The organism is Streptosporangium sp. NPDC002524, from assembly GCF_040295985.1.
In the GTDB taxonomy this organism is placed as follows: domain Bacteria; phylum Actinomycetota; class Actinomycetes; order Streptosporangiales; family Streptosporangiaceae; genus Streptosporangium.
In genome coordinates, this window is record NZ_JBEOWK010000003.1 from 44,829 (window position 1) to 68,801 (window position 23,973).

At 67.9% G+C, this 23,973-nt stretch carries 15 protein-coding genes and 1 pseudogene; 9 read left to right on the plus strand and 7 right to left on the minus strand.

Annotation, left to right across the window (positions count from 1 at the left end; translation table 11 throughout):
• From ABT053_RS05080 to ABT053_RS05100, 5 genes are all read left to right on the plus strand, one after another.
• Entirely contained in the window at window positions 1-966 is a 966-nt protein-coding gene (locus ABT053_RS05080) for an ankyrin repeat domain-containing protein (RefSeq protein WP_350967578.1), read from the plus strand.
• Window positions 967-1,127: 161 nt separating this feature from the next.
• Window positions 1,128-1,676: a hypothetical protein gene (locus ABT053_RS05085; protein ID WP_350967579.1), complete on the plus strand. Its 549-nt coding sequence runs from the start codon at window positions 1,128-1,130 to the stop codon at window positions 1,674-1,676.
• 171 nt (window positions 1,677-1,847) lie between these two features.
• Complete coding sequence (locus ABT053_RS05090; protein ID WP_350967580.1) at window positions 1,848-3,131, plus strand: AAA family ATPase; 1,284 nt, start codon at window positions 1,848-1,850, stop codon at window positions 3,129-3,131.
• Entirely contained in the window at window positions 3,121-4,080 is a 960-nt protein-coding gene (locus tag ABT053_RS05095) for a hypothetical protein (RefSeq protein WP_350967581.1), read from the plus strand. The genes ABT053_RS05090 and ABT053_RS05095 overlap by 11 nt, the downstream gene beginning before the upstream one ends.
• 8 nt (window positions 4,081-4,088) lie before the next feature.
• A complete protein-coding gene (locus ABT053_RS05100; protein ID WP_350967582.1) occupies window positions 4,089-5,753 on the plus strand; it encodes a DUF262 domain-containing protein in 1,665 nt (554 codons plus the stop codon).
• A 247-nt stretch (window positions 5,754-6,000) separates the two neighbouring features.
• Here ABT053_RS05100 and ABT053_RS05105 read toward each other — a convergent pair whose 3' ends face one another.
• From ABT053_RS05105 to ABT053_RS05125, 5 genes and pseudogenes are all read right to left on the minus strand, one after another.
• Complete coding sequence (locus ABT053_RS05105; protein WP_350967583.1) at window positions 6,001-7,941, minus strand: HsdM family class I SAM-dependent methyltransferase; 1,941 nt, start codon at window positions 7,939-7,941, stop codon at window positions 6,001-6,003.
• A gap of 31 nt (window positions 7,942-7,972) precedes the next feature.
• Window positions 7,973-8,691, minus strand: a pseudogene (locus ABT053_RS05110) (M48 family metallopeptidase).
• Between the two features lie 7 nt (window positions 8,692-8,698).
• Window positions 8,699-8,920 carry a hypothetical protein gene (locus tag ABT053_RS05115; RefSeq protein WP_350967585.1) on the minus strand — a complete coding sequence of 74 codons (222 nt, stop codon included), beginning with the start codon at window positions 8,918-8,920 and terminating at the stop codon, window positions 8,699-8,701.
• A gap of 136 nt (window positions 8,921-9,056) precedes the next feature.
• Window positions 9,057-11,108: an MBL fold metallo-hydrolase gene (locus tag ABT053_RS05120; RefSeq protein ID WP_350967586.1), complete on the minus strand. Its 2,052-nt coding sequence runs from the start codon at window positions 11,106-11,108 to the stop codon at window positions 9,057-9,059.
• The gene (locus ABT053_RS05125; RefSeq protein WP_350967587.1) at window positions 11,105-17,185 is read right to left on the minus strand and encodes a hypothetical protein; all 6,081 of its coding nucleotides are present in this window, start codon (window positions 17,183-17,185) and stop codon (window positions 11,105-11,107) included. Before ABT053_RS05125 ends, ABT053_RS05120 begins: the two co-directional genes overlap by 4 nt.
• A 252-nt stretch (window positions 17,186-17,437) precedes the next feature.
• On the opposite strand from ABT053_RS05125, the gene ABT053_RS05130 reads away from it, so the two are divergent.
• Window positions 17,438-17,632 carry a hypothetical protein gene (locus tag ABT053_RS05130; protein ID WP_350967588.1) on the plus strand — a complete coding sequence of 65 codons (195 nt, stop codon included), beginning with the start codon at window positions 17,438-17,440 and terminating at the stop codon, window positions 17,630-17,632.
• A gap of 149 nt (window positions 17,633-17,781) precedes the next feature.
• On the opposite strand, the gene ABT053_RS05135 is transcribed toward ABT053_RS05130, so the two are convergent.
• Together ABT053_RS05135 and ABT053_RS05140 are read right to left on the minus strand one after the other, a co-directional pair.
• Window positions 17,782-18,270, minus strand: coding sequence for a hypothetical protein (locus ABT053_RS05135; protein ID WP_350967589.1), 489 nt, complete (start codon window positions 18,268-18,270; stop codon window positions 17,782-17,784).
• Between the two features lie 182 nt (window positions 18,271-18,452).
• Window positions 18,453-18,860, minus strand: coding sequence for a hypothetical protein (locus tag ABT053_RS05140; protein ID WP_350967590.1), 408 nt, complete (start codon window positions 18,858-18,860; stop codon window positions 18,453-18,455).
• A gap of 98 nt (window positions 18,861-18,958) precedes the next feature.
• Here ABT053_RS05140 and ABT053_RS05145 point away from each other — a divergent pair, with 98 nt between their 5' ends.
• The 3 genes from ABT053_RS05145 to ABT053_RS05155 all read left to right on the plus strand — a co-directional run bounded on the left by ABT053_RS05145 (window position 18,959) and on the right by ABT053_RS05155 (window position 23,863).
• On the plus strand, window positions 18,959-19,930 hold the full coding sequence (locus ABT053_RS05145) for a GlxA family transcriptional regulator (protein WP_350967591.1): 972 nt from the start codon (window positions 18,959-18,961) through the stop codon (window positions 19,928-19,930).
• 484 nt (window positions 19,931-20,414) lie between these two features.
• The gene (locus tag ABT053_RS05150; RefSeq protein ID WP_350967592.1) at window positions 20,415-22,019 is read left to right on the plus strand and encodes a M4 family metallopeptidase; all 1,605 of its coding nucleotides are present in this window, start codon (window positions 20,415-20,417) and stop codon (window positions 22,017-22,019) included.
• Between the two features lie 392 nt (window positions 22,020-22,411).
• A complete protein-coding gene (locus tag ABT053_RS05155) occupies window positions 22,412-23,863 on the plus strand; it encodes an MFS transporter (RefSeq protein WP_350967593.1) in 1,452 nt (483 codons plus the stop codon).
• Window positions 23,864-23,973 lie beyond the last annotated feature (110 nt).

Consider the following 23,973-nt stretch of genomic DNA (forward strand, 5'->3'; position numbering starts at 1 on the left):
GTGGGCGAAGACGAGTGGGCCGAGGACGTCGACGCGTGGCGTGACACCAACCTGGCGCAGATCCGTCACCGGCTGGCCGGCGGGTTCGACCCCGGCCGGCGGCTGCCGTGGCTGCGCACGACCCCTCTGCACCGGGCCGCCCAGGAGGGCGCCACGCAGGTGATCGAGCTGCTGCTCACCTCGGGCGCGGAGGTCGATCCCGTCGACGCCGACGGCGCCACCCCGCTGTGGGAGGCCGTCCGCCACGGCTGGGACGACGCCGTGCGGATCCTGCTCGCCGCGGGCGCCGACCCCTGGCGGCCGTGCATCGCGGGCCGCTCCCCCGGCGCCCAGGCCCTCTTCACCGAGATGGCCGGCCTCTTCGCCCACCTGCCGGGAGCCCCCAGCGTGAGCCCCAGGTTCCGCGAGCTCCAGGACACCGTCGACGCGATGATGTTCTCGTACGAGGACTACAACGAGGAGCTGTGCGTGGCCTTCGTCGGCGAGGTGTCCGAGGAGGAGGTCATCCGCCGCCTGGGCGCCGAGCCGGAGTCGTGCCCGCCGATGGAGGCCGGCGAGCTGTGGGGCGCGGAGCAGTCCTCACCGGTGGAGGTGCTGCGCGTGGCCAGCCCGCCGGGGGGCGGGGTGGTGCTCTTCCAGTCCGGCGGCATCCTGCCGGTGCGCGACGGGGTCGGCAGGGCGGTCACCTCGGGCGGCGGGGTGCTGGCCGGGGCGTTCCCGTCCACCAGCCCGTCGGTCGACATCTGGCGGGACGGGATTCCCGCGGGGCGGCCCTCGGTCCACGAGCAGCTCTCCGACGACAGCATGTTCGAGCTGTGGATGTGCCGCTTCGGCGACTGCGGCGCCCACCCCTCCACCGCGACCGAGCGCACCCTGGGCCTGATGACGTTGCTGACCTCCACCTACATCACCGAGGAATGGCTGTGGAGCGCTCCGATGAGGCTGGTCCCGGTCACGCTTCCGTGACGGGACCGCGCGGCTCCGCGACGGGTCCGCGACAGGTCCGCCAGGAGTCCGGGGCAGGTCCGTAACGAGTCCGTCACAGGCCTGCGGCGGGTCCGCGGCAGGCCTGTGACGGGTCCGCGACAGGTCCGCGACGCGTCCGCAGTGGGTAGAGTCGCACGACGATGAGAAAGCACACGATCACCGCGCTGTGGGAAGAGGTCCCGGACGACGCCGACGACCTCGTCCTGGTGCGCGGCGGGTTCCGGGTCTATCTGTGCATGTGCGGCAGGCAGCTGGCCGACCGGGCGGCGGCGGAGCTGCACGCGTCGGAGACCAACCAGTGCACCACCTGCCTGGGCACCACCGTCGAGGACATCGTGCCCGGCTTCTCCCAGCCGTGCACCGCCTGCGCCGGGACCGGCCGGCGCCGGGCCCAGCTGACCTGGCAGCTCGCCCACGCCGAGGCCGAGTCCGTGATCACCGTTGAGATCGTCCGCGGGCTGATCGCCGGTTTCACCGAGCCGTTCCGGCTCTCCGAGGTGGCCGACCTGGTCCGCGAGACCCTCCACCTGCCGGTGGGCCGCCTGCCGGTCGGCCCGCGCGTCCGCGACATCCTGCGCGGCCTGGAGGCCCAGGGCGAGCTCGTGCTGATCTCCGCCCCCGACCAGCTGCTCCGCGGCACCTCGGTCATGCTCTACCGCGACCCCTACTGGGAACACGCCACCGGCTGAGCAGCCGTTCCCGCGAGAAGGTCTATGAATGGGGCCAGACTTCGCCAAATGGCCTTCGCCGGTCAACCAGCATCTTGACCGACTGACTGACGAAAAAATCTGCTGACGAAATTTTCATCGTCTTCGCCTTTGCGCCCTCCTTGATCCATACTTCGAACTACCCTGTTCCGCATGCCACTTGTGCGCTTCTCTGTGGAGAATTACCGGTGTTTCCCCACACCGCAGGAGGTGGAGCTCCGCCCGATCACGGTTGTGCTGGGAAAGAACAATTCCGGCAAGAGCGCGCTCGTGCGCGCCCCTCTGGTGTTGTCGACGGGAATCCGAACAGATTCGTCGCTGCCTTTGGACCTCGACCAGCTCGGTGACACCGTTCCGGCGTTTCCCGATCTGATCTACGGCACGCGTCCGCACGGCGCGGTACGGGTTCGGATGGGTTTCGAGGGCGACGGAGCGGAGTCCTACGGGCTGGACGCCACCGTTCAGAACATCAGCGAATGGCAAACTCAGGTGGTCAGCAAGCTGACCTTGCGCGTCGGTTCGGAAACTGCCCGGTACGAGTGGCTTCACGACGATGTCGCCTGGGCCGAGAAACGCCCTTACGTGTTCACCATGGACGGCTATGAAAATATACACCACATGTTCCACTTTCGGGGCCTTTTACCCGACAACGCCCTGATTTCTCAGATTAGATCGACAAAGGAGCCTTCTGAGGCGATTCGTCGAATTCGAGATGATTTCGACCGGATTCGCTATCTTGGCCCGTACCGCCAGCGGCCCGACCGTCTCTACCGGATCCCGTCCAGGGTGGCCGCCGAGGTGGGAGGCAGCGGCGAGGCGACCCTCGGTATCCTCGCGCACGACATCGTGCGGCAGCAGAGCTCGCTGATCAAGAAAATCAACGAATACCTGCCGGAGAACCTGCCGGGATGGACTCTCGATGTGAGCAACCAGGGCGGGGGAATGCACTCCGTGGTGTTCCGCTCCACCTTCGACGACACCCTCCAGGTCAATCTCGGCGATGCGGGGACCGGAGTGGCACAGGTCCTGCCGATACTGGTGCAACGCGCCATGGATGCGGTGGCTCCCCCGTCCCACTCCGTCCTGGAGATCATCGAGGAGCCAGAGCTTCATCTTCACCCTTCTGCGCATGCCCTGGTCGCGGACCTTCTGCTCGCCTCAGCCCGAGAGTCGAAGGTCAGGTTCCTTGTCGAGACGCACAGCGAAACCTTCCTGCTCCGGCTCCGTCGTCGAGTGGCGGAGGGAACCACCTCGCCCGACTCGATCGCCATCTATTTCGTGGAGCACAGCGGAGGTTCCGCCCAAGCCCGGAGGATCGAGATCGACTCGCTCGGCAATCTCGACTACTGGCCGCGCGGTGTGTTCTCCGAGGACTTCGAGGAGACTCGCAAGCTCGCCGCCGCACAGAAGGGGCGGTTCACCCTCGATGCGCGTTGAGCTCAACGGTGACGTCCTCGCGGTCGGCAACCTTTCTGCGGACATCCTGGAGTTCATGAGACTCTTCACCAGAGGGAACCACGACTGGATCGTCGATCCCGAAGAAGTCGAAAGGTTCGCCGACTACTTCTGCGAACACGCGCCGACACTGGCGAGCACCTATGCCGAGTTCGCGACCAAGGCCAGCGTGGTCAGCCAGGCCTGGAGCGTCACCGACCGGCCCACCGTCTCCGTGTCCCGGGTGACGATCGAGGACGACCTGCACGACCTTCGTCAACCCGCCGTCCTGATCGTCGAGGACGCGGTCTCAGACAAGTACTTCCTCCTGGGGATCGCGCGCGTGTTCGGCGGGGACGACATAGCGGAGGCTGTCGAGGAACACCGTCTGGAACTCCTGCACGGCGGAGGCAAGGACCGCGCCTACGCGCAGGCCCCCATCACACGAGAACGCTTCCGGCGCACTTCTCGTGTTGCGCTCTTCCTTGACAGTGATCGCCTGGTTCCCGGTGAGACAACCAAGTGCCACAAACTGGCGGAGCAACTGGAACCACTGGGTGTCGCAGTTCATGTCCTGGAATTACGGGAAGCGGAGAACTATGTCCCCAACGAGGTCCTGCGTGGAGCCCTCCGACCTCGCGAAGCCTCCCTCCTTCTGGACCATCTGAAGAAGCTCACCCCTGAACAACGCGGGTACTTCGACATGAAGCACGGATTCCCCAGGCCCAGAGAAGGCGCGCCCCGAACTCCTCCGGGGCACCAGGACCTGTATGACGAAGTGCCGGACCAGGTGATCGATAAGCTACGGGCAGGTTTCGGAACCAAACTGAGCGAGCTCCTCGAGAGCGAGGCTGCGAGCGGAAAACTCGTGGCCAGGCATTTCGAAGATCTTGGCAAAGGAGTCGTCGAGGAACTGTGCTCGATTCTCACCATGCTCAGAAAGATCATCTAGAGGTGGCAATGGCCGACGACAACGAAGAGATCACCGTACTGCCGGAGATCTACCTCCTGGAGCAGATCCTCAACATGATCGCCGCCGGCGAGCTCCGGGTTCCGAAGTTTCAGCGGCCCTTCGTGTGGCGGCCGGAGCAGATGCTCAACCTCTTCGACAGCATCGAGCGTGGCTATCCCATCGGAAGCCTGCTGATCTGGCAGACCAAGCAGCAACTCGCAAGTCTTGACGAGATCGGCGGGTTGAAAATTCCCCCGCATCGTCCGGGCGACCAGGTCGCCTACATTCTCGATGGCCATCAGCGTCTGTCGACTCTCTTCGGCGGTCTCAAACGCCCCTCGAACGCGCCACGCTCCGCGGAACAGCAGGACTGGATGTGGTGGATCTACCGAGTCCTGGGTGACGGCGACGACAGATCCACCCGCTACCGGCACTGGAAGTACGGGGACAGGGCGCCCCACACCTACCTGCCCATGGGTTCGATCCTGCGGACGATGGACTTCCTCGCCTACGCTCGCGATCTGTCACCGGTCAAGGTCCCAGGCGGTGACATCACCCCGTTCATCGATGAGGCAGAACAGGTTGCCCAGCGGATCAAGCAGTACAAAATGGCGGCCGTCCGGCTGGTCGGCGGTTCACTGACCCATGCCGTGGAGGTGTTCTCACGGGTCAACAGCAGCGGCCAGTCGATGACGCCGGATCAGATGGTGACCGCGCTGACCTATGCCACCACGGGGCCGGACAGTCTCGCCGATCGAATGGAGGCGATCCAGGAACGCATCGCGGTCTCGGGCTTCGGGGAGATCCCCTCGCTCACGATCTTCCGCGCCATTCTCGCGATCTCCGGGGAAGAGGATGTTCAGGACACCCGCTGGGAGGCGTTGGCCAAGCGTGTGGAAGGCGGCCTGCTCGCCGCTGTGGAGGCTACCGACACCGCGCTGGAAGAGGCGGTTTTCTTTCTTCGCTCCCATGTGGGAGTTCCCCTGGCGCGGCTGGTTCCCTACAACCTCCAGATCATGCTGTTGGCCGCCTTTTTCCACTTCTGCCCTGAACCCAACGGGAAGCAGCTCCACCTGCTGGAGCGATGGTTCTGGACGACGTCGTGGTCCGGCCACTTCGCCGGCGCCAATACGACTCAGGTCAGGCAGTCACTTCAGGAGATCAAGGACTTCGCCACCGGACAGGGCACTCTCCGTTTCCGGGACCAACGCGCCCGGCCCTTTCCTCAACGCTTCGACCTGCGCAGCGCACGGGTGCGAGCGTTCATCCTGTGGGAGCTCAAGAAGTTCCCCCATCGTGTCAATCCAGACGGAACCGCTCTGGATCCAGAAGACCTGATGGCCAAGTCTCACACCGAGGCGTATCGGCATGTGGTCAGCAAGCGTGGCATCGCGGTCACATCCAGCCCTGCCAACCGTCTGATGATGATGACGCCTTCTCGGGTCTCCCTACGACAGGCACTGATCGACATGGGGTCCGAGGTGGAAGCGGAGGTGCTACGCACCCATGGAATCCCGAGAGAAGCCCTGTACCGACTTCGAAAAGGCGACGATGCGGCATTCATCGACATTCGCCTGGCGGATCTAGCGGCCAGGGAGCGGGAGTTCATGGCCGAGTTGGGCGTCATACACGCAGAGGAACTACTGGGAGAGGCCGACATCGACACGGAGTGAAGATCCTCTTTGATCTCGGCAACGGGACAATCCGGTACGACGGGCGGCGACGAACCCGTGCCCGTTGCACCGGACACTGCTTTCGGTCGCACAGGCGACACGCCGGTCCAGGCGTCTGTCGTAGCCGCCCCAGGCCTCCCCCATGCGCCCCTTGCCGAGATACACCTCGTCGAGTTCGTGGCGATCGACGATGACCGTACGCTCAGCCACCCCGCCTCCGAGCGTCATCGGGAACCGGATGGGGAATCTATTCGGGCTGAAGGGTTCCATCGAGAAGGCCGTCGAGCCCGAATCGGACCAGGTCCTCACTGATCCTCCTGATCTCATGGACGGAGTCCTCGAAGACCAGAAGCCTCCGGAAGACGTCGCCGTACGCGCGTTGCTCGTCGATGGGCAGGCGCGGAAGCTGCGCCCGCCGGGGATCCATCCGGATGGAAGGCCCGAGCCGCGTGCTGGCCTCCCCGGTGACCCTCAGGCAACCGGCGAGGAAGTGGGGATCGAGCCACTCCGGATCCACCCGGAACAGCAGCAGCTGGGGACCGAGCGCGGCTCCCCCTTCCCCGATCACCCGGATGACCACGTCCCCACGCGGAACGAGGGGGGCGACGACGTCTCCGGGCTCGATGACGACCAGTTCCGGGGCGTCCTCGGTGCGCCCGCTGGGAGCGCGGTCGAGCAGGAGGTCCTTGACCGTCATGACGGGGAGAGGACCCTCTTCGACGACCATCTTGAGCGGTCCCTGATGGACGGTCACCACCCCGGCCCTGGCCAACTCCCCGACGCTGGTCATCGGCAGGTCTCTTCTCTGCGGCAGCGGGGTCAACGTGGGGATGTCCAGCCTGGCGAGAGCCGCCGCCGCGCGTTTTCGCGCCTCGCCGAACGCCGAGGGCCTTGACTGGCTCTGGCCGCCCGTCCGGTGCGCGGGGGTGAGGGCGATCTCCTCGTCCAGCAGGTCGATGATCCGGACGGTACGGGCGGTCTCGGGCAGCTCCGCACCATCGTGGTAGGCCCGCCACGCTGTCTCCGCCATCCCGAGATCCTCACCCGCGTTGACCATGAGCACATCGGACGGCGATTGCTCACCCGGGCCCGGGCGGCGGAGCACCCACAGGTCGGGCGCACCGCTGGACGCGGGCGCGGCACCGGCGGAGAGCGTCACGATCGCGCGCAACACCCCGGAGCGAAGCAGGTTGCCGCGCACCCGGCGGCCGGACCGGCGACTGGCCGCGATACCCGGCATCATGATGACGACGAGGCCACCCGGCCTGACGTGGGCGAGACAGTGCTGGAGCCAGGCCAGCTCCGACTCGCCTCGTGGTGGCAGGCCGTGTTCCCAGCGCGGATCGCTGATCAGTTCCTCGTAGCCCCAGCTCCGGTCGTTGAACGGCGGGTTGCAGACGGCCGCGTCCACCAGTTCCCCCGGGAACGCGTCGGCTCTCAACGAGTCGCCCGACCGGATGACGGCTTCGGTGCCGTGCAACAGCAGCCGGACCGCCGCCAGCCGGGCGGCCGCCTCGTTGACGTCCTGACCGAGGATCCGCGTGGCTCCCGAGGCCAGCAGCAGCGTGCCGATGCCGCAGGAGGGATCCAGGACGGTCGTGCCGGCCGTGCCGGCGAGCCTGACCATCAGCTCGGCGACCTTCTGCGGGGTGACGAGCAGCCGCCGCGAGTGCGTGTCCACGTATCGGGCACAGATCCCGTCGAAGGTCTCGGCAGGCCCCTCATCCATTCCGACGTCGGCGACGGCGCGGATCAGCGCGGGATCGACCTCCAGCTCACGCGGCAGCCTGCCGGGGAGGTCCGGCACTACTCGGGAGACGGCGCCCGGAAGCCGTTTGAGCATCTCGTCGTCGTCGAGACGGGACAGCTTCCTCCAGCCCGCCGGATCGCGCCGCAGGTAGAGCAGGAACGCACCCGTGTAGCCGACGGCCTCACCGAGGCGAAGGTCGTCCCCCACCGCCCGAAGCCACTGCCAGACCCGCTCCAGGGGCGATACCTCGACGTATCTGCCATGGTGACGCAGCCACCGCTCGACCTGGGCCAGGGAGAACGCCGGACTGGTGGCCGTGCCGCCCACCGGCTGCGGGAAGTCGTCGAAACGCTTGCGCCAGTTGCTCACCGCCGCCCGGCCCACGTCCGCGAGCCGGGCAACATCGGCGGCGTTGACCGTCACGTCGTCGCGCGTCATCGTCGTCCTTCCGCCGAAAGCCGGTCACGTCTCATCGCGCCTCCGCCGGAAGCCACAACTCGGGGCCGAGACGGCGCAAACGCTCGCGACAGTCCTCGTGATCGGGCATCGCCTGTCTGACGAGCCGCCAGAACTCCGCGCTGTGATCATGGCACATGAGGTGGGCGGGCTCGTGAACCAGGACGCGGTCGATCGGCATGGGTGACAGCTGCATCGTCGCCCAGCGAATGTTGACCACTCCCGACGGGGAGCAGACCCCCGGCGATACCTCAGCGGCAGATCACGCAGACCGGCCACCTCGACACCCGTGCGCGACACCCACGGCCTGATTCGCCGTTTCAGCCACGCCTCGCCGACCCGGCTGTACCACCGGACCAGTTCGGCGGCGTCACCGCCGCGGCCGAGCTCCGACCGTCCGCGGACGAGCTGGATCTCGGTCCGGACGTCGACGATCCGCGGCCGGTACGACCTGCCGGGACAGGGAAACCCCTCACCGGAGACGTATTCGCGGGGCGGGCGGGGCTCTCCCAGCTCCCGGCGGTCCGCGAGCTCGCCGTACAGCCAGGACCGCTTCGCCTCGACCGTCTTGACCAGCTCGTCACGGGACACCCGGGGCGGGACGACCACACCGATCAAGGCGTCCCGTTCCACGGTGAGCCGCACGCTCCTGCGGCGTGGGCTCACCGACACGTTGACGTCGAGATCGCCGACGTGCATGACCCCCGGAAAATCACTCACGGCCATCAGCATGCCAGTCTCATGGCCGTGGGATGTACTGCCGGTTGCTCCTGACCACGTCGAAGAACTCGGCGGTCGGCTTGTCGAGCCCACTGAGCTCACTTACCCGCTCGTCGAACAGGACGCGAACCTTCGCCCCGTACGCCGCCGGGTCGAACTCCCCGTTGCCCCCTGGTAGCGTTTCGTCGCCGGCCCTGGTGAACTCCGGCGATGGAGCGAGCGCGATCCGCGTCCCTGACATCCTCCCCACGTCTGGAGCCGGGGTCTCCGCCCCGCATGGGCGGTTTTTCCGTCTCGGGCAGCCGTCATCCAGAACAGTTCGAAGAAGCCGTCACAGGGCCTTGGTGCCGCCGTACCGGGCTGATGCCGTGTCGGTGTCAGCCCGCTCTCCAGGTGCCCGTGTCCGTCGTGGTGTGCCGTCGCAGCCGTAGGACCTCGCGAAACTCGGACTGGCGCCTGGCCATGCCGTGGACCAGCATGATCCGGTGTGCCGACACCTCGTCGGCGATCTCCAGCAGCCCTCGCTTGTCGGCGTGCGCGGACAGTCTCATCAGATCCACCCGCGCCCTGAGCGGAATCTTCTTCTCCTCGCCCATGTCGTTGACGACCAGGAACGGCGCCCCGTCCCGCGTGGCCGACAGAAGTCGCCTGCCCGGTGACTCCTCATCCTGGTAGCCGGAGAGGAACAGGGCACTTCTCGGGTCCGGCAGGATTCTGGCCGCCCATCGCACGGCGGGGCCGCCGGAGAGCATTCCCGAGGTGCTGATCACCACTCCGCGAGTGAACCCGTCCAGGTCACCCGGCCTGGCGCGACGCACGTTCTCACCGAAGATCGACAGCTGGCGGGGGCCGTCGGCGGTCACGGTCTCGAACGACCTGCTGATGTCGGCGGCCATGCCGCCGACGAGAACCGGCACATGCGGCAGCTGGCCTCGCATGATGAGGGCCAGCTCCTGCGCGCGACCGAGCGCGAACGCCGGAATGAGCGCTCGGCCCCCCTCGGCGTACACCCTCTCCACGGCTCTGACGAGCTCGCCGACCATGCCGTCGCGATCGCGGTGGTCCTCCGTGCAGCAGGTGGACTCCATGACGAGCAGATCGGCGTATCGAGCCGAATCCGGGATGGTGTAGCCGCCCACGCTTTCCTGTCTGAATCCCGAAATATCCCCCGTGATAACGACGCGAGAATCTCCGGCCCGCACCACGACTCCGGCCGCTCCCAGAATGTGGCCGGCCGGGAACAGCTCCACCGTGAGGTCGCCGATCCGCCGTGGGACACCGAAGGCCAGTTCCTCGCAGCGCTGCGTCGCCCTGGTGATCGCCTCGGGCGGGTAGAGCGGTTCCGCCTCCATTCCCCAGTCGCTCGCCAGCTGCCGCCGCTGCCCCATGATCTTCACGGAGTCGAGCCACATCGCCGGCATCAGCTGCGTGGTCTCCGGCGTGGCGATGATCCGCATATCAGGCGACCGGTGGGCCAATGCCGGGACGTAGCCGCAATGGTCGTTGTGGGCATGCGTCACCACAACGGCATGGACGGGTCCCTCCAGCGCACGCTCAATCTCCGCGGGAGGTTTGGACGGGTCGCCCGGAACGAGTCCCGCGTCGATGAGAACGCGCGTGTCCCCGGCCTCGACCAGCAGACACGAACCGCCGATCGTCGTCCCGCCGCCCAGCGGCACGACCTTGAGATCGCGCTCCTGGGAGACGACGACGGTAGCCGTACGCGATGGGTTCGGCGGTTCGATCAGCGCCTGGAGGGCCGAGACGAACGATTCGGAGTCGATGCCCGCGGCCCGCACCGCCGTTTCCAACGGGGAGGGCCGATACTCGGCCGCCGCCTTCGGCAACTGGTTCGGGTCACGGCTTCTCGCGTCGCCCTCGGGCTCTGCGGGTTCCTCCTGCAACAGTGCGAGGAGCGCCGAAGCCGTGGACTTCGGGTCGCGGAGCCGTCGCCTCGTCGCCGAGAGTTCGGTGTCGAGCCGGTCGGCCCGTTCCACCGCCTCACGCGCCGTCTCGCGGTGTCTCTCCGCGTCGTTCAGGGCGTTGCCGTGCCGTCCGGTAGCCGTCCGCAGCTTCTCCTGCAACTGTCTGATCTTGTCGTTCAAGCGGCGGATCTTGCGGTCCGCCACCGTGTCGGACGAACTTTTCGCGACCGATTCCGCGATCCCGGCCGCGGCAGCCCGTACCACCGGATCGGTGTGGAGCAGAAGGTCGGCGAAGTTCCGCTCCGTCCGCTGGGCGCGGGGAATGCGCAGTCGTTCCCGGCCGAGCCGCCGCAGTTCGGCAGACTCGGCCAGCATGTCGAGCAACGCGATCCTGTTTTCAGTGGCGAATCTCTCGGCATCGCCCCCGTATCCCGTCATCGCGGGACGGGTGAGAACGATCTCCGCAACCGCGCGCAGCAGTGGGAACAGCGGATCGGCTGTCATGAGTGGGACTCCAGCCGCTTGCTCGCCGCGGCCAGGACCGGCTCGCAGGCGAAGTTTCCGTCCGCGTTCTGCTCCAGCGCGCCGAGCAGCCTGAGAGCCTCGACCAGGGCAGTCCAGGACGGATATCCGCTGGCGCGCAGGCTGTCCCGATGCAACGCGACGGTCTCCTCACCGGCCATCTCCAGGTATTCGGCGAGTTCGTCCGGACGTGCCGGCCCCACCTCCATCACCTGCTGCCAGGCACGCCAGAGCGTGACGTCCTTGAGCACGCCTGTCGATTTGACGAACTCTCCGGCATTGGCCCGGACCCAGCCGCGGCAGCGCTCAAGTGCCTGGTCACGATCGGTGGAGGGCCCCTCGATGACCTTGCTGATCAGGAAAGGCCACCCGCCGGTCTGCCTCAGCAACGCCTCCTGACTGGCAGGATCGCGGTAGCCGAGATCGGCGTCGTTCATCCACTGGCGCACGTCCAGCTTGTCGTAACGCCGGAGTTCGGTGACCCAGGCGAGCCGTGAGAGCTCGTCGCTTCCCGCGTCCACAGCCAGCCAGAAGGAGATGAGCTCGGGCGGTGCCACCAGTGCCACCGCGAGCGATCCGATGCCACCCAGTGGCACGGCGTTCGCCACGGTCCTGAGCGTCTCGATCGCCTGCTTCAACGAGCGACCGGACAGGTCCACGACCGCGACACCGTGGCCACCGCTGTCCCTCGCCCGTTGGACGGCACCGTCGAAGGTGCACTCCTCCCCCACCCGCCATACCTGGGCGACATGCTGGCGTGCCGCTTCCTCCTTCAGCGCCACGCCGACTCGCTCGACCTGGAGGGCCCGTGACCCCGTGATCAGGTGGATGCCGTCACCGGGACTCAGCAGGCGAGTCACCTGACCTCCGGTGAGCGGGGACCGGTCGGGGCCACTCCGGTAGAGGGCGCGATAGGAGTGGGCGTCGAAGGAGTCGGGCTGCTCGAACTCCTCGGCCTTGGTGAGAACGGTGTAGACCTCGTCCGCACCTCCCAGAAGGGTGAGGACGTGGGGCGTCCGGAGACGGTATCCGTCGACGTCGGAGGAGAGGACACCGAGATTCACGCACTCGTCCAACAGGCCGCGGAAATCATCGCCGGTGCACTGCCTGAAACCGGCGCCCCACCAGGTGAGGCACTCCTTCCGCAGGTCCTGAACGCCGATGGTCGCGTCCATGCCGTTCGACAGCGCGTGAAACGCGACCGTGTAGGCGATGACCTTGTAGCGCTTGTCCAGGTCCAGCGTCCACTCGAAACGGTCCCGGAAACCGACCTCAAGTGCCTTGTCCCGCCAGACCGTGGCCACATCCTCCCGGGTGATCTCGTACGGAAGACCGCCGCCGTGGATCGGCATCCGGCGCAGCCGCCTCAGCAGTGCTTCCGCGAAGAGCTGGATGTGCGCCGGGGCGTTGTTCGCCTCGGCGATGATGCGTGCCGCCAAGGTGGGGTCGAAACGAAAGCCCAGTGCCAGCAGGGGACGCGTGAGCAGGTCAAAGGCATCCTGAGGGTCCAGCGGGCCGATGGGGATCGGCGTGCCCAGGTGCGGCAGAGGCTGGTTGGAGAGGCTTTTGAACCTGGCGGTCTGGTGGAGTCCAGCGAAGACCACCTTGACCCGCTGATCGGTGCTCTGCATGAGGTCGCGGAGCGCCTCCACGTTCGTGAACTTCGCGTTGGCGGCGTCCCGGTTCAGAAAGGCGTCCGCCTCGTCGAGCAGGATCAGTACCTGCCTGGCCGGGTCCTGTTCCACCCAGTGCCTGACCGCCCGGCAGATGTCCCCACGGTCCTTCATCGCCGCCGCCGACTGGGGAAGCACCCCGGCCTCGGCGAGCCTGCCCGCCAGGCGAGGCCACAGCACGCTCTCCGGAACGATCTTTCCGATCTCCTGGATCGTCTCCAGGATCACGACGCGGTCGGGATCGCTTCTGCGGAGGCTTCGCTCCGCCTCGCGCAGCAACGCCGATTTGCCGAGCTGGCGCCCGCCGTACACGATCGAGGATCCCGAAGCGCTGGTCACCCCTTCCAACTGGGAGGATCTGCCGTAGAACATCTCCATGGGCACGTCCCCGGTGGGGGCGTATGGGTTGGCCGCGCTGAACGGTGCGAGCAGGCCGACGGTGGCGGTCCAGCTCGCCTCGGGCAGGGCGGCGAGGTAGCTGATCGCGGCGTCGTCCAGCACCGCGACGACCGGACGGGGGCGTCTGCGCGCGGCCGTGGTCAACTGCTCGCGCTGGCTCGGAGAGAGGACTCCGAAGTAGAACACCAGGACGGTCCGGTCATGCGGCTCGTCCTTGAGCCATTCGATCAGCTGTTGCGGGCCGGGCCTGCGCCAGACGAACAGCAGCCGCAGGCTGTTTCCCGACGGGCTCATCCGCGACCCGAACTCCGGCAGCAGGGCGTCACCGAAGCGGGCTTCGTGCAGGGTCACCCAGAGCCGGTTCGGTGCCTCACCTCCGGATTCCTGACGCCCTTCCAGGCCGATCATCCGCAGTACGGTCTTGATCGCGCTGCCCAGGTTCCCCAGGGATTTGGGGCCCTGCGCCATGGACTTCCACAGGCGCAACCCCTCCTTGGACTCCTCTCGGCGGCCGGGAGGCATCGTCCGGATGTCGAGCCCGGCCTTGGAAACGGCGCGATGCAGATCCGGATCGGCGACGTCGTTGCCACCCTGGATGGCTTCCATGAGGCTTTTGACCCATTCGTCGCTTTCCCTCTTCCGTGCCCGCCCTCCCGAGGAGAGAGCGGACATGCTCTCGAACGCCTGAGGGAAAGCCGGGAAGAAGTGGCTGAAGTGGTCGACGGTCTTCTGCGCTGTGGGGAGAGGCTTACCCGCCTCCGCCTGCGCCAGGCACTCGCGCGCGGTTGTCAGATCGCCTCTGAGGATGTGCTCTCTGATATGGTCAGCGGCGGCCCGTACGTCAGGGTGATCATCGCTCTTCTTGTCCAGCCGGCACTCTTCGGCGGAGATCCGCTCGGTGCGGATGCGTTCGGCTTCGAACCTCAGCCCGCCGATACTCTCCGCGATGACGCCAAAATCCTCTCTGCCGGGATCGGCCAGCGCCTGGAGCCGGCTCGCGATGCTCGTCGTGTCCGCCTCCGTGAGGACCCCGTCCCTCCGCCAGTCGGCGAGCCTGTCCCTGACCTCCTCTACCTGCTGGTCGCGGTGTTCTCTCGCCTTCGTGACGAGTGTTTCTCTGCGCTGCCGCAATTCCGCCGTGAGGTCGGGGTCCTGCCCCGCGACCGCCGCGACCACGGCGCTCGTGCCCTCATGGTCACCTCTTTCGGCCCGGCCGTCGAAAACCTGCCGCCAGTCGAACACGTCTGTCTTCGCGATCCGGGCCAGAGTTTCCAACGCCGGAGTTTCACGAGGACGCAGGTCCTCCAGATCGAGCAACACCTCGGGGGCGAAGAGAAGGTCCTGGTTGAGCACGGCGGCCACCGTCGGCTCCGTCTCGCTCAGGGCCTCACCGTCAAGCAGATGGAGCGTGTCGGTGATCAGGCGAGCCACTCCCGGCGCGGCCACCGCCAGCATCGGATCCCTGGTGAGAGCGTCGAGCTCATCGTGAAGGGCGGCCCGGTGGGAGCCGACCGACTGCCGAAGCATCGCCAGTCCCTGGAAGAGCCATTCGTTCGAGCCGTCCGTACGCCGGATCTCGACTCCCTGCACGGCGGTCGCCCACCTCGCGACGTGCTCCAGCGCCTCATCGATCATCTCGATCAGCCTGGAGCGCGCACCCGCGATTATCTTGATGTTGCGAGATCCCTGGGAACGCTTCCTCGTGCTGTCGATCAGCCGGCCGATCTCGCCCGCCGCACGAAGCTCGTCGAGCCTTCTGACCGTTTCCTTCAGAAGGGCGACGTCGTTGCGGGCCGCGACATCGACCAGCTTGCCCACGTCTCCATCCGGCTGGATGAGTGACTTCCACACGTCGGTGGCCAGGGCGAACTTGATCTTTCTGTGAGGTCCCTCCTCAAGGAGGCGTACACAGGCCGCGACAGCATGCTCTTGATCCCGTTCAGCCACAGCGGAGTCCCGCATCTGGTCGGAAAGCCCCGGGACCAGGTACACGCCGGAACGCAACGCCTGGCTGAACGCCTCTCCGCACGCAGCCATGGCCGGATACGGCATGACCGCGGAGGCCAGGTCCTCCACCAGGCGCGCGGACTCGGGATGGGGATTGACCAACCCGGCGCGGATCGACGCCGCCCAGGCCAGAAGGCGGCCCACCGGATCGTCATTCAGGTCACCGATCACGACCTGTTTCGCCGTCTCGCTGAACGCCGCGGAGAGCCGCCCCGCGAACGTACTCATCTCGGCCGCCAGAGCGGCACAACGCCGTGCCGCGATCTCGGACTGTGGCCGACCCGCCGCCTCCCGGATCCAGGCCGCGAGCCCGAAACGCTGCGCGCCGAGCGCCGCGGCCTCCTCCTCGAACCTCTCGAGAGGCGATTCCTCGAAATCGCCGACCGGGTCCGTGGGAGAAAGCGCCGTTTTTTCGGTCGCCGTTTTCTCCGCCGCCGGAACCTCGGAGACGACGGACACCTTCGGCCGCACGTCGCGCGGGCGAGCCTCGGGTCGCGCCCCGAACCTGCTTTCCAGCATCCGGTCCAGGCCGGTCAGATCTGGCACCGGTTCCTCGTCGTGTGAGTCCGCGACGGCTTCCCCCGGCGGCGGTCCGGCATCGGGAACAGGGCTCGGGGGTGTCACACCCCCTTCGTCCTTATCCGAGTGCCCTTCCCCGTCGTCCTCTTCCTGCGTTCCCTCCTCCTCGGCCACGACCTTCGCGGAAGGCTCGTCAGCAGACGGCGGCTCCACCCTGAGACGTCCACTCGTAGCGGCTCGGATCACCGGCTGCCATCGCGCGGGCAGTTCCTCTCTGGCGGAAGCCTCAAGGTCGTCCGCCAGAAGGATCGCGTCCGCGTCCGCGGAAAGTTCGATCAAGCCGGCGAGAGCCTCAAGTCCGGCCGAAGAACCTTTCGTGGCCGCCTCGCGGACTTCGGCGAGGAGTTCGTCGAGAAGGGAAGGCCCCTGAACGTGGGCCAGCATGGCAACGCGGTCATCCCGAGCCTTCGCGATCTCGATCCGCTCAATGGCACGCTCCAGTTCGTCCACCGCGGTCGTCGGCTCGATGGTGCCGATGAGCTGGATCTGCCCCCGGAGCTGGTCGAACTCGTCCAAAGCCCGCGTGATCATGTCGACGTCCAGGTCGGAGGGACGCAAACCGCCAGAGAGCGCCTCATGGACTCGTCCCGCCGCTCCGGCGGCCGTTCCGAAACGATCCCTGAGCTGCGCCAAAGTGTGCCGGAGGTCCTGAACGGGAGATGCGGGCTGATGGTCCTCGGACATCGGCGTACTTTCTCCTTCGATCACCACGGTGTCGTGAGACGGCTTCAGGGACGTCAGCGCGACAACGCCGAGAACGTCGATTCCGGCCGGGGTCTCCGGCAACCAGGGCGAGCGGCTCCGAAGCTCCCGCCACAGCTTTTCCACGATCTCTCTGTCCTCGGCTCCCAGCCTGTGAGCCGATGCGGCGAGCAGACCCAGGGCAACGGGCGAGAGTGAAAGATCCTGCCTGAGGATGTCCACAAGAACAAGATCGGCCAACCTGTCTGGCAGAGGCGCCATAGAGCGCAGGGCCATCCCGATGTAGGTGGCCTCTTTCAGCACCTTCTCCGCGGTCTGCTCGTTCAGCAGAAGGCCACAGTCTTCGGCGGACAGATCGTCGTGGTTGTCGAACGCCCACGCGACAAGCGCGCTCAGGGCAGCGACCAGGAAGGACCGTCTGGAGTCGGAGACGCGCATCAAGCGAACGAGGTTCGCGGCGACAGATGGGGTTATCGCCTTCTGGGTGGGCAACCCGACATGCTGAAAGATCGCTTGGCGTCCCGGCGGCGGGTAATGCCTGAGCGCGGTGAGAAAATCGTCGGCGCTCACTCTGGCCGCTGCGCTCGCGAGAACTCCATCCAGGTGCCGGAAAGAGTTCAACGTCGAGAGCGACCCCAGTGGCGCACTGTGCAGGTCGGCAAACTCACTGTGACGGATCCGTTTCACTATCGAGGCCACCTCCATCTCCAGCGGAACAGCTGGAAATCGGCGTAGACAGACGGAATTTCCTACAGAGTCGGTCGCGTGGAACCAGGCGACGTGAGAGCCTCACACCAGGACATCAACTCCTGTGTACCGGAAAGGTACAGGAAGCGTTGCATAGCGGCAACACAAACCAGTGACATCGTGAGTCGAGTTCACAGATAGATTGCTCAAGCTCTGCGGTTGTAGTTGATCTGTGCGGATCAAGTGAACCCGGAGCTTGGGACGTTGGGAACTTGGGCGTACCTCACCATCGCCAGCTTCCAGGGCATCAACCGGTCGGCTCAGTCGCACCCCCCGCTGTCTTGCTACGCGGCCTGGAGGCCAGGCGAGCTCGTGCTGATCTCCGCCCCCGACCAGCTGCTCCGCGGCACCTCGGTCATGCTCTACCGCGACCCCTACTGGGAACACGCCACCGGCTGAGCGCCCGCCCGGCGGGCCCCTTGACGCCTGCCCGTGAAGCGGATCCTCCCCTCCCGACGCGGACCGCCTGGCGCCGCCTGATCGGTCGGGGTCCCCTCGTGGGTCCCTTCGTGGCCGTTCGCGCCGGGAGCGTGAGCGGACCGGCCGGTTCAGAAGGTGAACATGCTCACGATCGCCAGCAGGGGATGCTCCGCCCCGCTGCCGAAGGAGACGGCGAGGGCGTAGCCGATGGCGGCCTCCTCCGGGGTCGGGGCGGCGACCCACTCGGCCCTGACCTCGCCGTCGGCGAGGGTGGTGAGGTTCCCGAGGTGGTGTTCACCGCGGAAGAGGGAGCTGGACTCCTCGGAGGTGGGGATCAGGGTGTAGACGACCCCCGCGTGGTCCACCTCGGCCCGGTAGGAGTGGCGTGTGACGCGGCCGGGCCCCGGGCGTAGCGGGACGGGGGCGCCGCCGAGGGTCATGGTCAGCCGGTCGGGACCGCGGGTGCCGATGGGAATGTGCCGCTGCGCGACGGCCTCGTCCGACCGGCGTACGACGACCGGGGGGATCGCGTCGCCCTCGACGCGCACGGTACCGCCGTCTCGATCCAGCGTGAGCGTCAGCTCTCCCACGACCGCGTCGGTGACGTGTGTTTCCATGCCCGTAAGTATGCAGAGTCCTCCGCGCGCCCTTCCCACGGAAGGATCACCCGAAGGCACCCGCTCAGGATTCCGTACGGGAAGGCCCTGCCGGACGGGCGCGGTTCGGGTGGTCCGGGAGGGCGACCGCCCGGAGGCTGTTCCAGCCCCCGCGGGGAACACGGTCCGGGCGGTCACCGGTCTCAGTCCGCGCAGCCCGCGTACTCGTCGAGGCGCCGGAGCATGGCGGCCAGCATCAGCGGGAACATCGCCACGTGGGCGATCATCATGAGCGCCCCGCCGTCGATGACCCCCAGCCAGAGCAGCGGGAAGAGCGGCACGACGGGGACGAACATGGCGGCGCACATCTCCAGGGTGGAAGCCCAGCCGTGGCCCCGGTAGCGCATCCACGCGGCCATGCCGACGGACATGTCGAACGCCATCAGCAGGTACGCGAGCTCGGGCTGCCGGTCGTGGGAGAAGCCGAGCCCCGCGGCCGACAGGAGCATGCCGAGAACGAACATCCCGGCGAACATCGCGATGACCATCTCGACGTAGTGCCAGGCGAAGCGGCCCCATCGGCGGCGGTTGGCCGGTGCTGTCTGTGTCATGGCCCAACTGTGTCGCCGTACCGGACGCGCTCCAAGGGATGCGGTCGCACAGGTCCGGAAATCTGGGACTCGTGTCCGTTCTGGCATAGGGTCCCCCCATGTCCGAACGCCGCGTCGCCGTCATCGGGTACGACGCGGCGGAGCTGCTCGACATCGCCTGCGTGACCACGACCCTGGTGAACGCGAACCTGCACGGTGCCGCCCCCGCCTACCACGTGCGCCTGGCCACCCCCGGCGGAAATGCCATCACCTGCGGCACCGGCCTGACGCTCCAGGCCCAGGAGACGCTCGAACGGCTCGCCGGGCCGCTCGACACGCTCATCGTGTCGGGAGGTGTCGGACACGAGGCGGCCGCCGGCGACCGGTCGATCCTCGGTCACGTCCGCCGCCTGGCGCGCGAGAGCCGCCGCGTCGCGTCGGTGTGCACGGGTGCCGCCGTGCTGGCCGCCGCGGGCCTGCTCGACGGGCGGCGCGCCACCACCCACTGGCAGTCGGCGAAGATCCTCGCCGCCCGCCATCCGAAGGTCTCCGTCGACCCCGCCCCGATCTTCATCCGTGACGGGAACACCTACACGGCGGCCGGGGTCACCAGCGCCCTGGACCTCACCCTCGCCTTCGTCGAGGAGGACCACGGCGCCGAGCTGGCGCGGCGGGTGGCGCGCTCCCTGGTCACCTACCTTCAGCGACCCGGCGACCAGGCGCAGATGAGCATGTTCACCGCCTCGCCCTCGCCCGAGAACAGCCTGGTCAAACAGGTTGCCGAGTACGTCACGGGGCACCTGGGAGCCGACCTGAGCACGGCCGCGCTGGCGCACGGCGCGGGCGTGAGCGAGCGGCATCTGACCCGGCTGTTCATGGAGCACCTCGGGCAGGCGCCGGGACGGTTCGTGCGGCAGGTCCGCACCGAGGCCGCCGCGTACCTCCTGACCTCGACCTCCCTGCCGATGACCGGCGTGGCGGTCCGCTGCGGCTTCGGGACGACCGAGACCCTGCGCCAGGCGTTCGTCGACCGGTACGGGGTCCCGCCCTCGCGATACCGGTCCGTCGCGACGTCCGCCGCACGGCCCTGACGCGCCCCCGAAACGGCGACGCCCGCCGCACGTCCCCGGTGCGCCCCCGAAACTGCGACGCCGCACGACCCCGGCGCGTTCCGAGACCGCGACAACCCGCCACACCACCCCGACGCGTTTCCGAAACGACGTATACGGCCCTGGCACGTTCCCGGAAAGGCGACCCGCCACCCGGCCCTGACGCATTACCGAAATTGCGACGTACATCACACGACCTCGCCGCTTTTCGGGGACGGCGGCGTCCGCCGTGCGGCCCGGCGCGTTTCCGGAACGGGCCATCGTTGCGTACGCCGCGGGCGGCATGTGACGCTCCCGCGCAGGTGAGCGGGCTACCGGAGGGTGTATCCCAGCCCATATCACCGCGTTATGGAATTTTGCTAGGTACTCAGCGGCCCTTCTCGATGCCAACTTTATGGAGCCCGGACTCTTAGGGCTCCTTGCATCCCTCCTACCCCCCAAGGGACACCGAGAGGAGTCACCCCGCGTGAATCCGAAGGTCAAGCTTGGCGCCGTGGCCGTACTGGCCGTCGCCGCCATGACCACCCCCACGGCGGTGAACGCCGCCACCCCGGCGGACGCCGCCGCAGCCCGTACCGCCTCCGCCGAGCCGCCGGTGTTCGCACCGCCGGACGCGGAGTCGCGCAGCCGCGCGGTCACCACCGCCAACGCGACCCTCGCCGCCAGGTCGGAGGCCGTTCTCAAGGGACAGAACGAGAAGTTCACCCTGTCCAGGAACATCTCCGGCGCCTACGGCCTGCAGTACCTGACCTACGCGCGCACCTACCGCGGGCTGCCGGTCTACGGCGGTGAGGTGGTCGTCTCCACCGACCGTGCCGGAGAGCTCGTCGGGTCCGTGACCTCGGGCCAGCAGGCCAGGATCACGATCGACGTCACGAGCAAGGTGGACGCCGCGACCGCGGCCGCCACCGCCCGCGCGCAACTGCCCACCGTGGAGAGCGTGGCCGCGCCCAAGCTGCTCGTGCACGCGACCACCACGACGCCCAAACTGGCCTGGGAGGTGGTCGTCACCGGCGCCACCGCCGAGGCTCCGAGCGTCCTGCACGTCTTCGTGGACGCCCTCGACGGGTCGATCGTCGACTCCTATGACGACGTGCACGCCGGGACCGGCAACAGCTACTACAACGGCAACCCGGTGACCATCCAGACCTCGGGCTCGGGCAGCTCGTACTCGATGACCGACACCACCCGCCCCGGCCTGCGCTGCGGAGGCCAGAACGGCTCGGCCTACACCGGGACCGACGACTCGTGGGGCAACGGCTCGGGCACCAACCTGGAGACCGCCTGCGTCGACGCGCTGTACGCGGCCCAGACGGAATGGAACATGCTCAGCGCCTGGCTGGGCCGCAACGGGTTCAACGGCTCGGGCGGCGCCTTCCCGGCCCGGGTCGGCCTGAGCGCCGTCAACGCCTACTGGAACGGCAGCTACACCAGCTTCGGGCGCAACAGCGCCAACACCAGGCAGGCCACCCCGATGGACGTGGTCGGTCACGAGTACGGCCACGGCATCTTCCAGTACTCCGGCGGCAGCGGGGGCAGCGGCAACGAGTCCGGCGGCCTCAACGAGTCGACCGGTGACATCTTCGGCGCGCTGACCGAGCACTACGCCAACCAGCCCGCCTCCCTCGACCCGCCGGACTACCTGGTGGGCGAGGAGGTCAACCTGAGCGGCTCGGGCGAGATCCGCAACATGTACAACCCCTCGGCCAAGGGGCACCCGAACTGCTACAGCTCGTCCATCCCCTCCACCGCGGTGCACGCGGCGGCCGGGCCGCAGAACCACTGGTTCTACCTGCTCGCCGAGGGCACCAACCCGGTGGGCAAGCCGGCCAGCTCCGTCTGCTCGGGTCCGACGAGCCTGACCGGTATCGGCATCCAGAAGGCCGGCCGCATCTTCCAGGCCGGTCTGAACACCAAGACCGCCCCGTGGACGCACGCCAAGGCGCGGAGGGCCACCGTGGCCGCCGCCAGGTCGCTCTACCCGAGCGGCTGCGTCGAGGTCAACGCGGTCAAGGCCGCCTGGAGCGCGGTGAACGTCCCGGCCACCAGCGGCGAGGTGTCGTGCCCGTGACACGGGACGGCCTCCCGCGCCGACGGTGACCACGCCGTCCGGGAGATCGACCGGCCGGGGGGTTCACCGGCCGAGGTGTGGCCATACCCGGACGGACCGGTGCGGCGGGCGGTGATGGGGCCGCCCGCCGCGCTTCTCGGTGACCCGCTCACCCGGGTGACCCGCTCATCCGGGTGAGACGATCACCCGGGTGAGACGGCTCCGGCCCTCGCGGACGCGACCGCGAGGGCCGGAGCCGTTCCGGCCCGGATGACGAACGGTGATTCGGAAGTCAGAAAAGGGCACGTATGCGCTGCTGAAATCTGGAGAGGCCGCCCCGATACGGGGAACGATGCGGTCATGACGATCCTCAGCCGCTCACGGACCGGGACACCGCTCCCCCGCGCGGCCCGATGAGCACCGGACCTGACGGGGCGACCTCCACCCAGGATCGGGAAGGGGCGGATCCGCGCCGCTGGAAGGCGCTGAGCGTCTGCCTCGTCGCCGGTTTCATGACCCTGCTGGACGTCAGCATCGTCAACGTGGCGCTGCCCTCCATCCGTACCGGCCTGGAGGCCCCGCAGAGCGCCCTGCAGTGGGTGGTGTCCGGGTACGCGCTCACCTTCGGGCTCATCCTGGTCCCCGCCGGGCGGTTCGGCGACATGTACGGGCGGCGCAACGCGTTCGTCTTCGGTGTCGTGCTGTTCACCCTGGCCAGCGCGGCGGCCGGGATCGCCGAAAACCCGACCCTGCTGGTCGTCGCGAGACTCGTGCAGGGGCTGGCGGGCGGGGTGATCAATCCGCAGGTGAGCGGGCTGATCCAGCAGCTCTTCCGGGGGGCGGAGCGAGGCAGGGCGTTCGGGATGCTGGGCACCGTGATCGGCGTCTCGACCGCGATCGGCCCGCTGCTCGGCGGGGTGCTCATCAACCTCGGCGGCGGCACCGACGGGTGGCGCCTCGTCTTCTATGTCAACATCCCGATCGGCGTCCTGGCCGTGCTCCTGGCGTACCGCTACATCCGGCCCGCCGCGAGGGAGCCGCGGCCGAGGGAGAGCATGGACCCCGTGGGCGTGCTGCTGCTCGCCGCGGGCGTCGTGCTGGTGCTCCTGCCGCTCGTCGAGGGGCACGAGTGGGGGGCCTCGGCGAAGTGGCCGTCCCTGCTCGGCGGGCTCGCCATGCTGGCCGTCTTCGCGGCCTGGGAGCGCCGTTACGGGCGGCACCACCAGCCGATGGTCGACCTGTCCCTGTTCCGCAGGCGCTCGTACGCGCTCGGCGCCCTGGTCGGGGCGCTCTACTTCGCGGGCTTCACCGCGATCTTCTTCATCCTCACCCTGTACCTGCAGAACGGCCTGGGCTACTCGGCCCTGGAGGCGGGGCTGGCGACCACGTCGTTCGCCGGGGGGTCGGCGGTGGCGGCCCTGTTCGGCGGCCGGATCGTCACCCGGCTGGGCCGTCCCCTGGTGGTGGCCGGGCTGGTGCTGGTCGCGGTCTTCCTCGCCGTCACGGCGCTCGCCGTACAGCTGGTCCCCGGTACGCACGTGGCCTGGGCCATCGCGCTGCCGCTCCTCGTCGCGGGTCTGGGCAGCGGCCTGGTGATCTCCCCGAACCAGACGCTTACCCTGTCCGAGGTGCCGGTCGCCAGGGCGGGCTCGGCGGGGGGCGTGCTCCAGACGGGCCAGCGCATCGGCGCCGCCGTGGGCATCGCGGCGATCGGCTCGGTGTTCTTCTCCCAGGTCGCCTCCTCGCACGGCGACTACGCGACGGCGTTCCGGCACTCGCTGCTGGTCACCATCGCCTTCGTGCTGGTCGCGCTGGTGGTGGCCGTCATCGACGTGATCACCTCACGCCGGGCCGCCCGGTCCTGAACGAGGACGGCGGGGAGATGGTCGCGGTTCTTCCTTTGCCGGACGCGGCAGCGGTCCGGCGCGGCAGCGGTCCGGTCGGCTTCAGGGGTCAGGGGTCAGGGGTCAGGGGT

Excerpts from the sequence above, each read along its gene's own strand:
- ABT053_RS05085 (WP_350967579.1), top strand. The coding sequence starts at position 1,128 with ATGAGAAAGCACACGATCACCGCGCTGTGGGAAGAGGTCCCGGACGAC.
- ABT053_RS05090 (WP_350967580.1), top strand. The coding sequence starts at position 1,848 with ATGCCACTTGTGCGCTTCTCTGTGGAGAATTACCGGTGTTTCCCCACA.
- ABT053_RS05095 (WP_350967581.1), top strand. The coding sequence starts at position 3,121 with ATGCGCGTTGAGCTCAACGGTGACGTCCTCGCGGTCGGCAACCTTTCT.
- ABT053_RS05100 (WP_350967582.1), top strand. The coding sequence starts at position 4,089 with ATGGCCGACGACAACGAAGAGATCACCGTACTGCCGGAGATCTACCTC.
- ABT053_RS05105 (WP_350967583.1), bottom strand. The coding sequence starts at position 7,941 with ATGACGCGCGACGACGTGACGGTCAACGCCGCCGATGTTGCCCGGCTC.
- ABT053_RS05115 (WP_350967585.1), bottom strand. The coding sequence starts at position 8,920 with ATGTCAGGGACGCGGATCGCGCTCGCTCCATCGCCGGAGTTCACCAGG.
- ABT053_RS05120 (WP_350967586.1), bottom strand. The coding sequence starts at position 11,108 with ATGACAGCCGATCCGCTGTTCCCACTGCTGCGCGCGGTTGCGGAGATC.
- ABT053_RS05135 (WP_350967589.1), bottom strand. The coding sequence starts at position 18,270 with ATGGAAACACACGTCACCGACGCGGTCGTGGGAGAGCTGACGCTCACG.
- ABT053_RS05140 (WP_350967590.1), bottom strand. The coding sequence starts at position 18,860 with ATGACACAGACAGCACCGGCCAACCGCCGCCGATGGGGCCGCTTCGCC.
- ABT053_RS05145 (WP_350967591.1), top strand. The coding sequence starts at position 18,959 with ATGTCCGAACGCCGCGTCGCCGTCATCGGGTACGACGCGGCGGAGCTG.
- ABT053_RS05155 (WP_350967593.1), top strand. The coding sequence starts at position 22,412 with ATGAGCACCGGACCTGACGGGGCGACCTCCACCCAGGATCGGGAAGGG.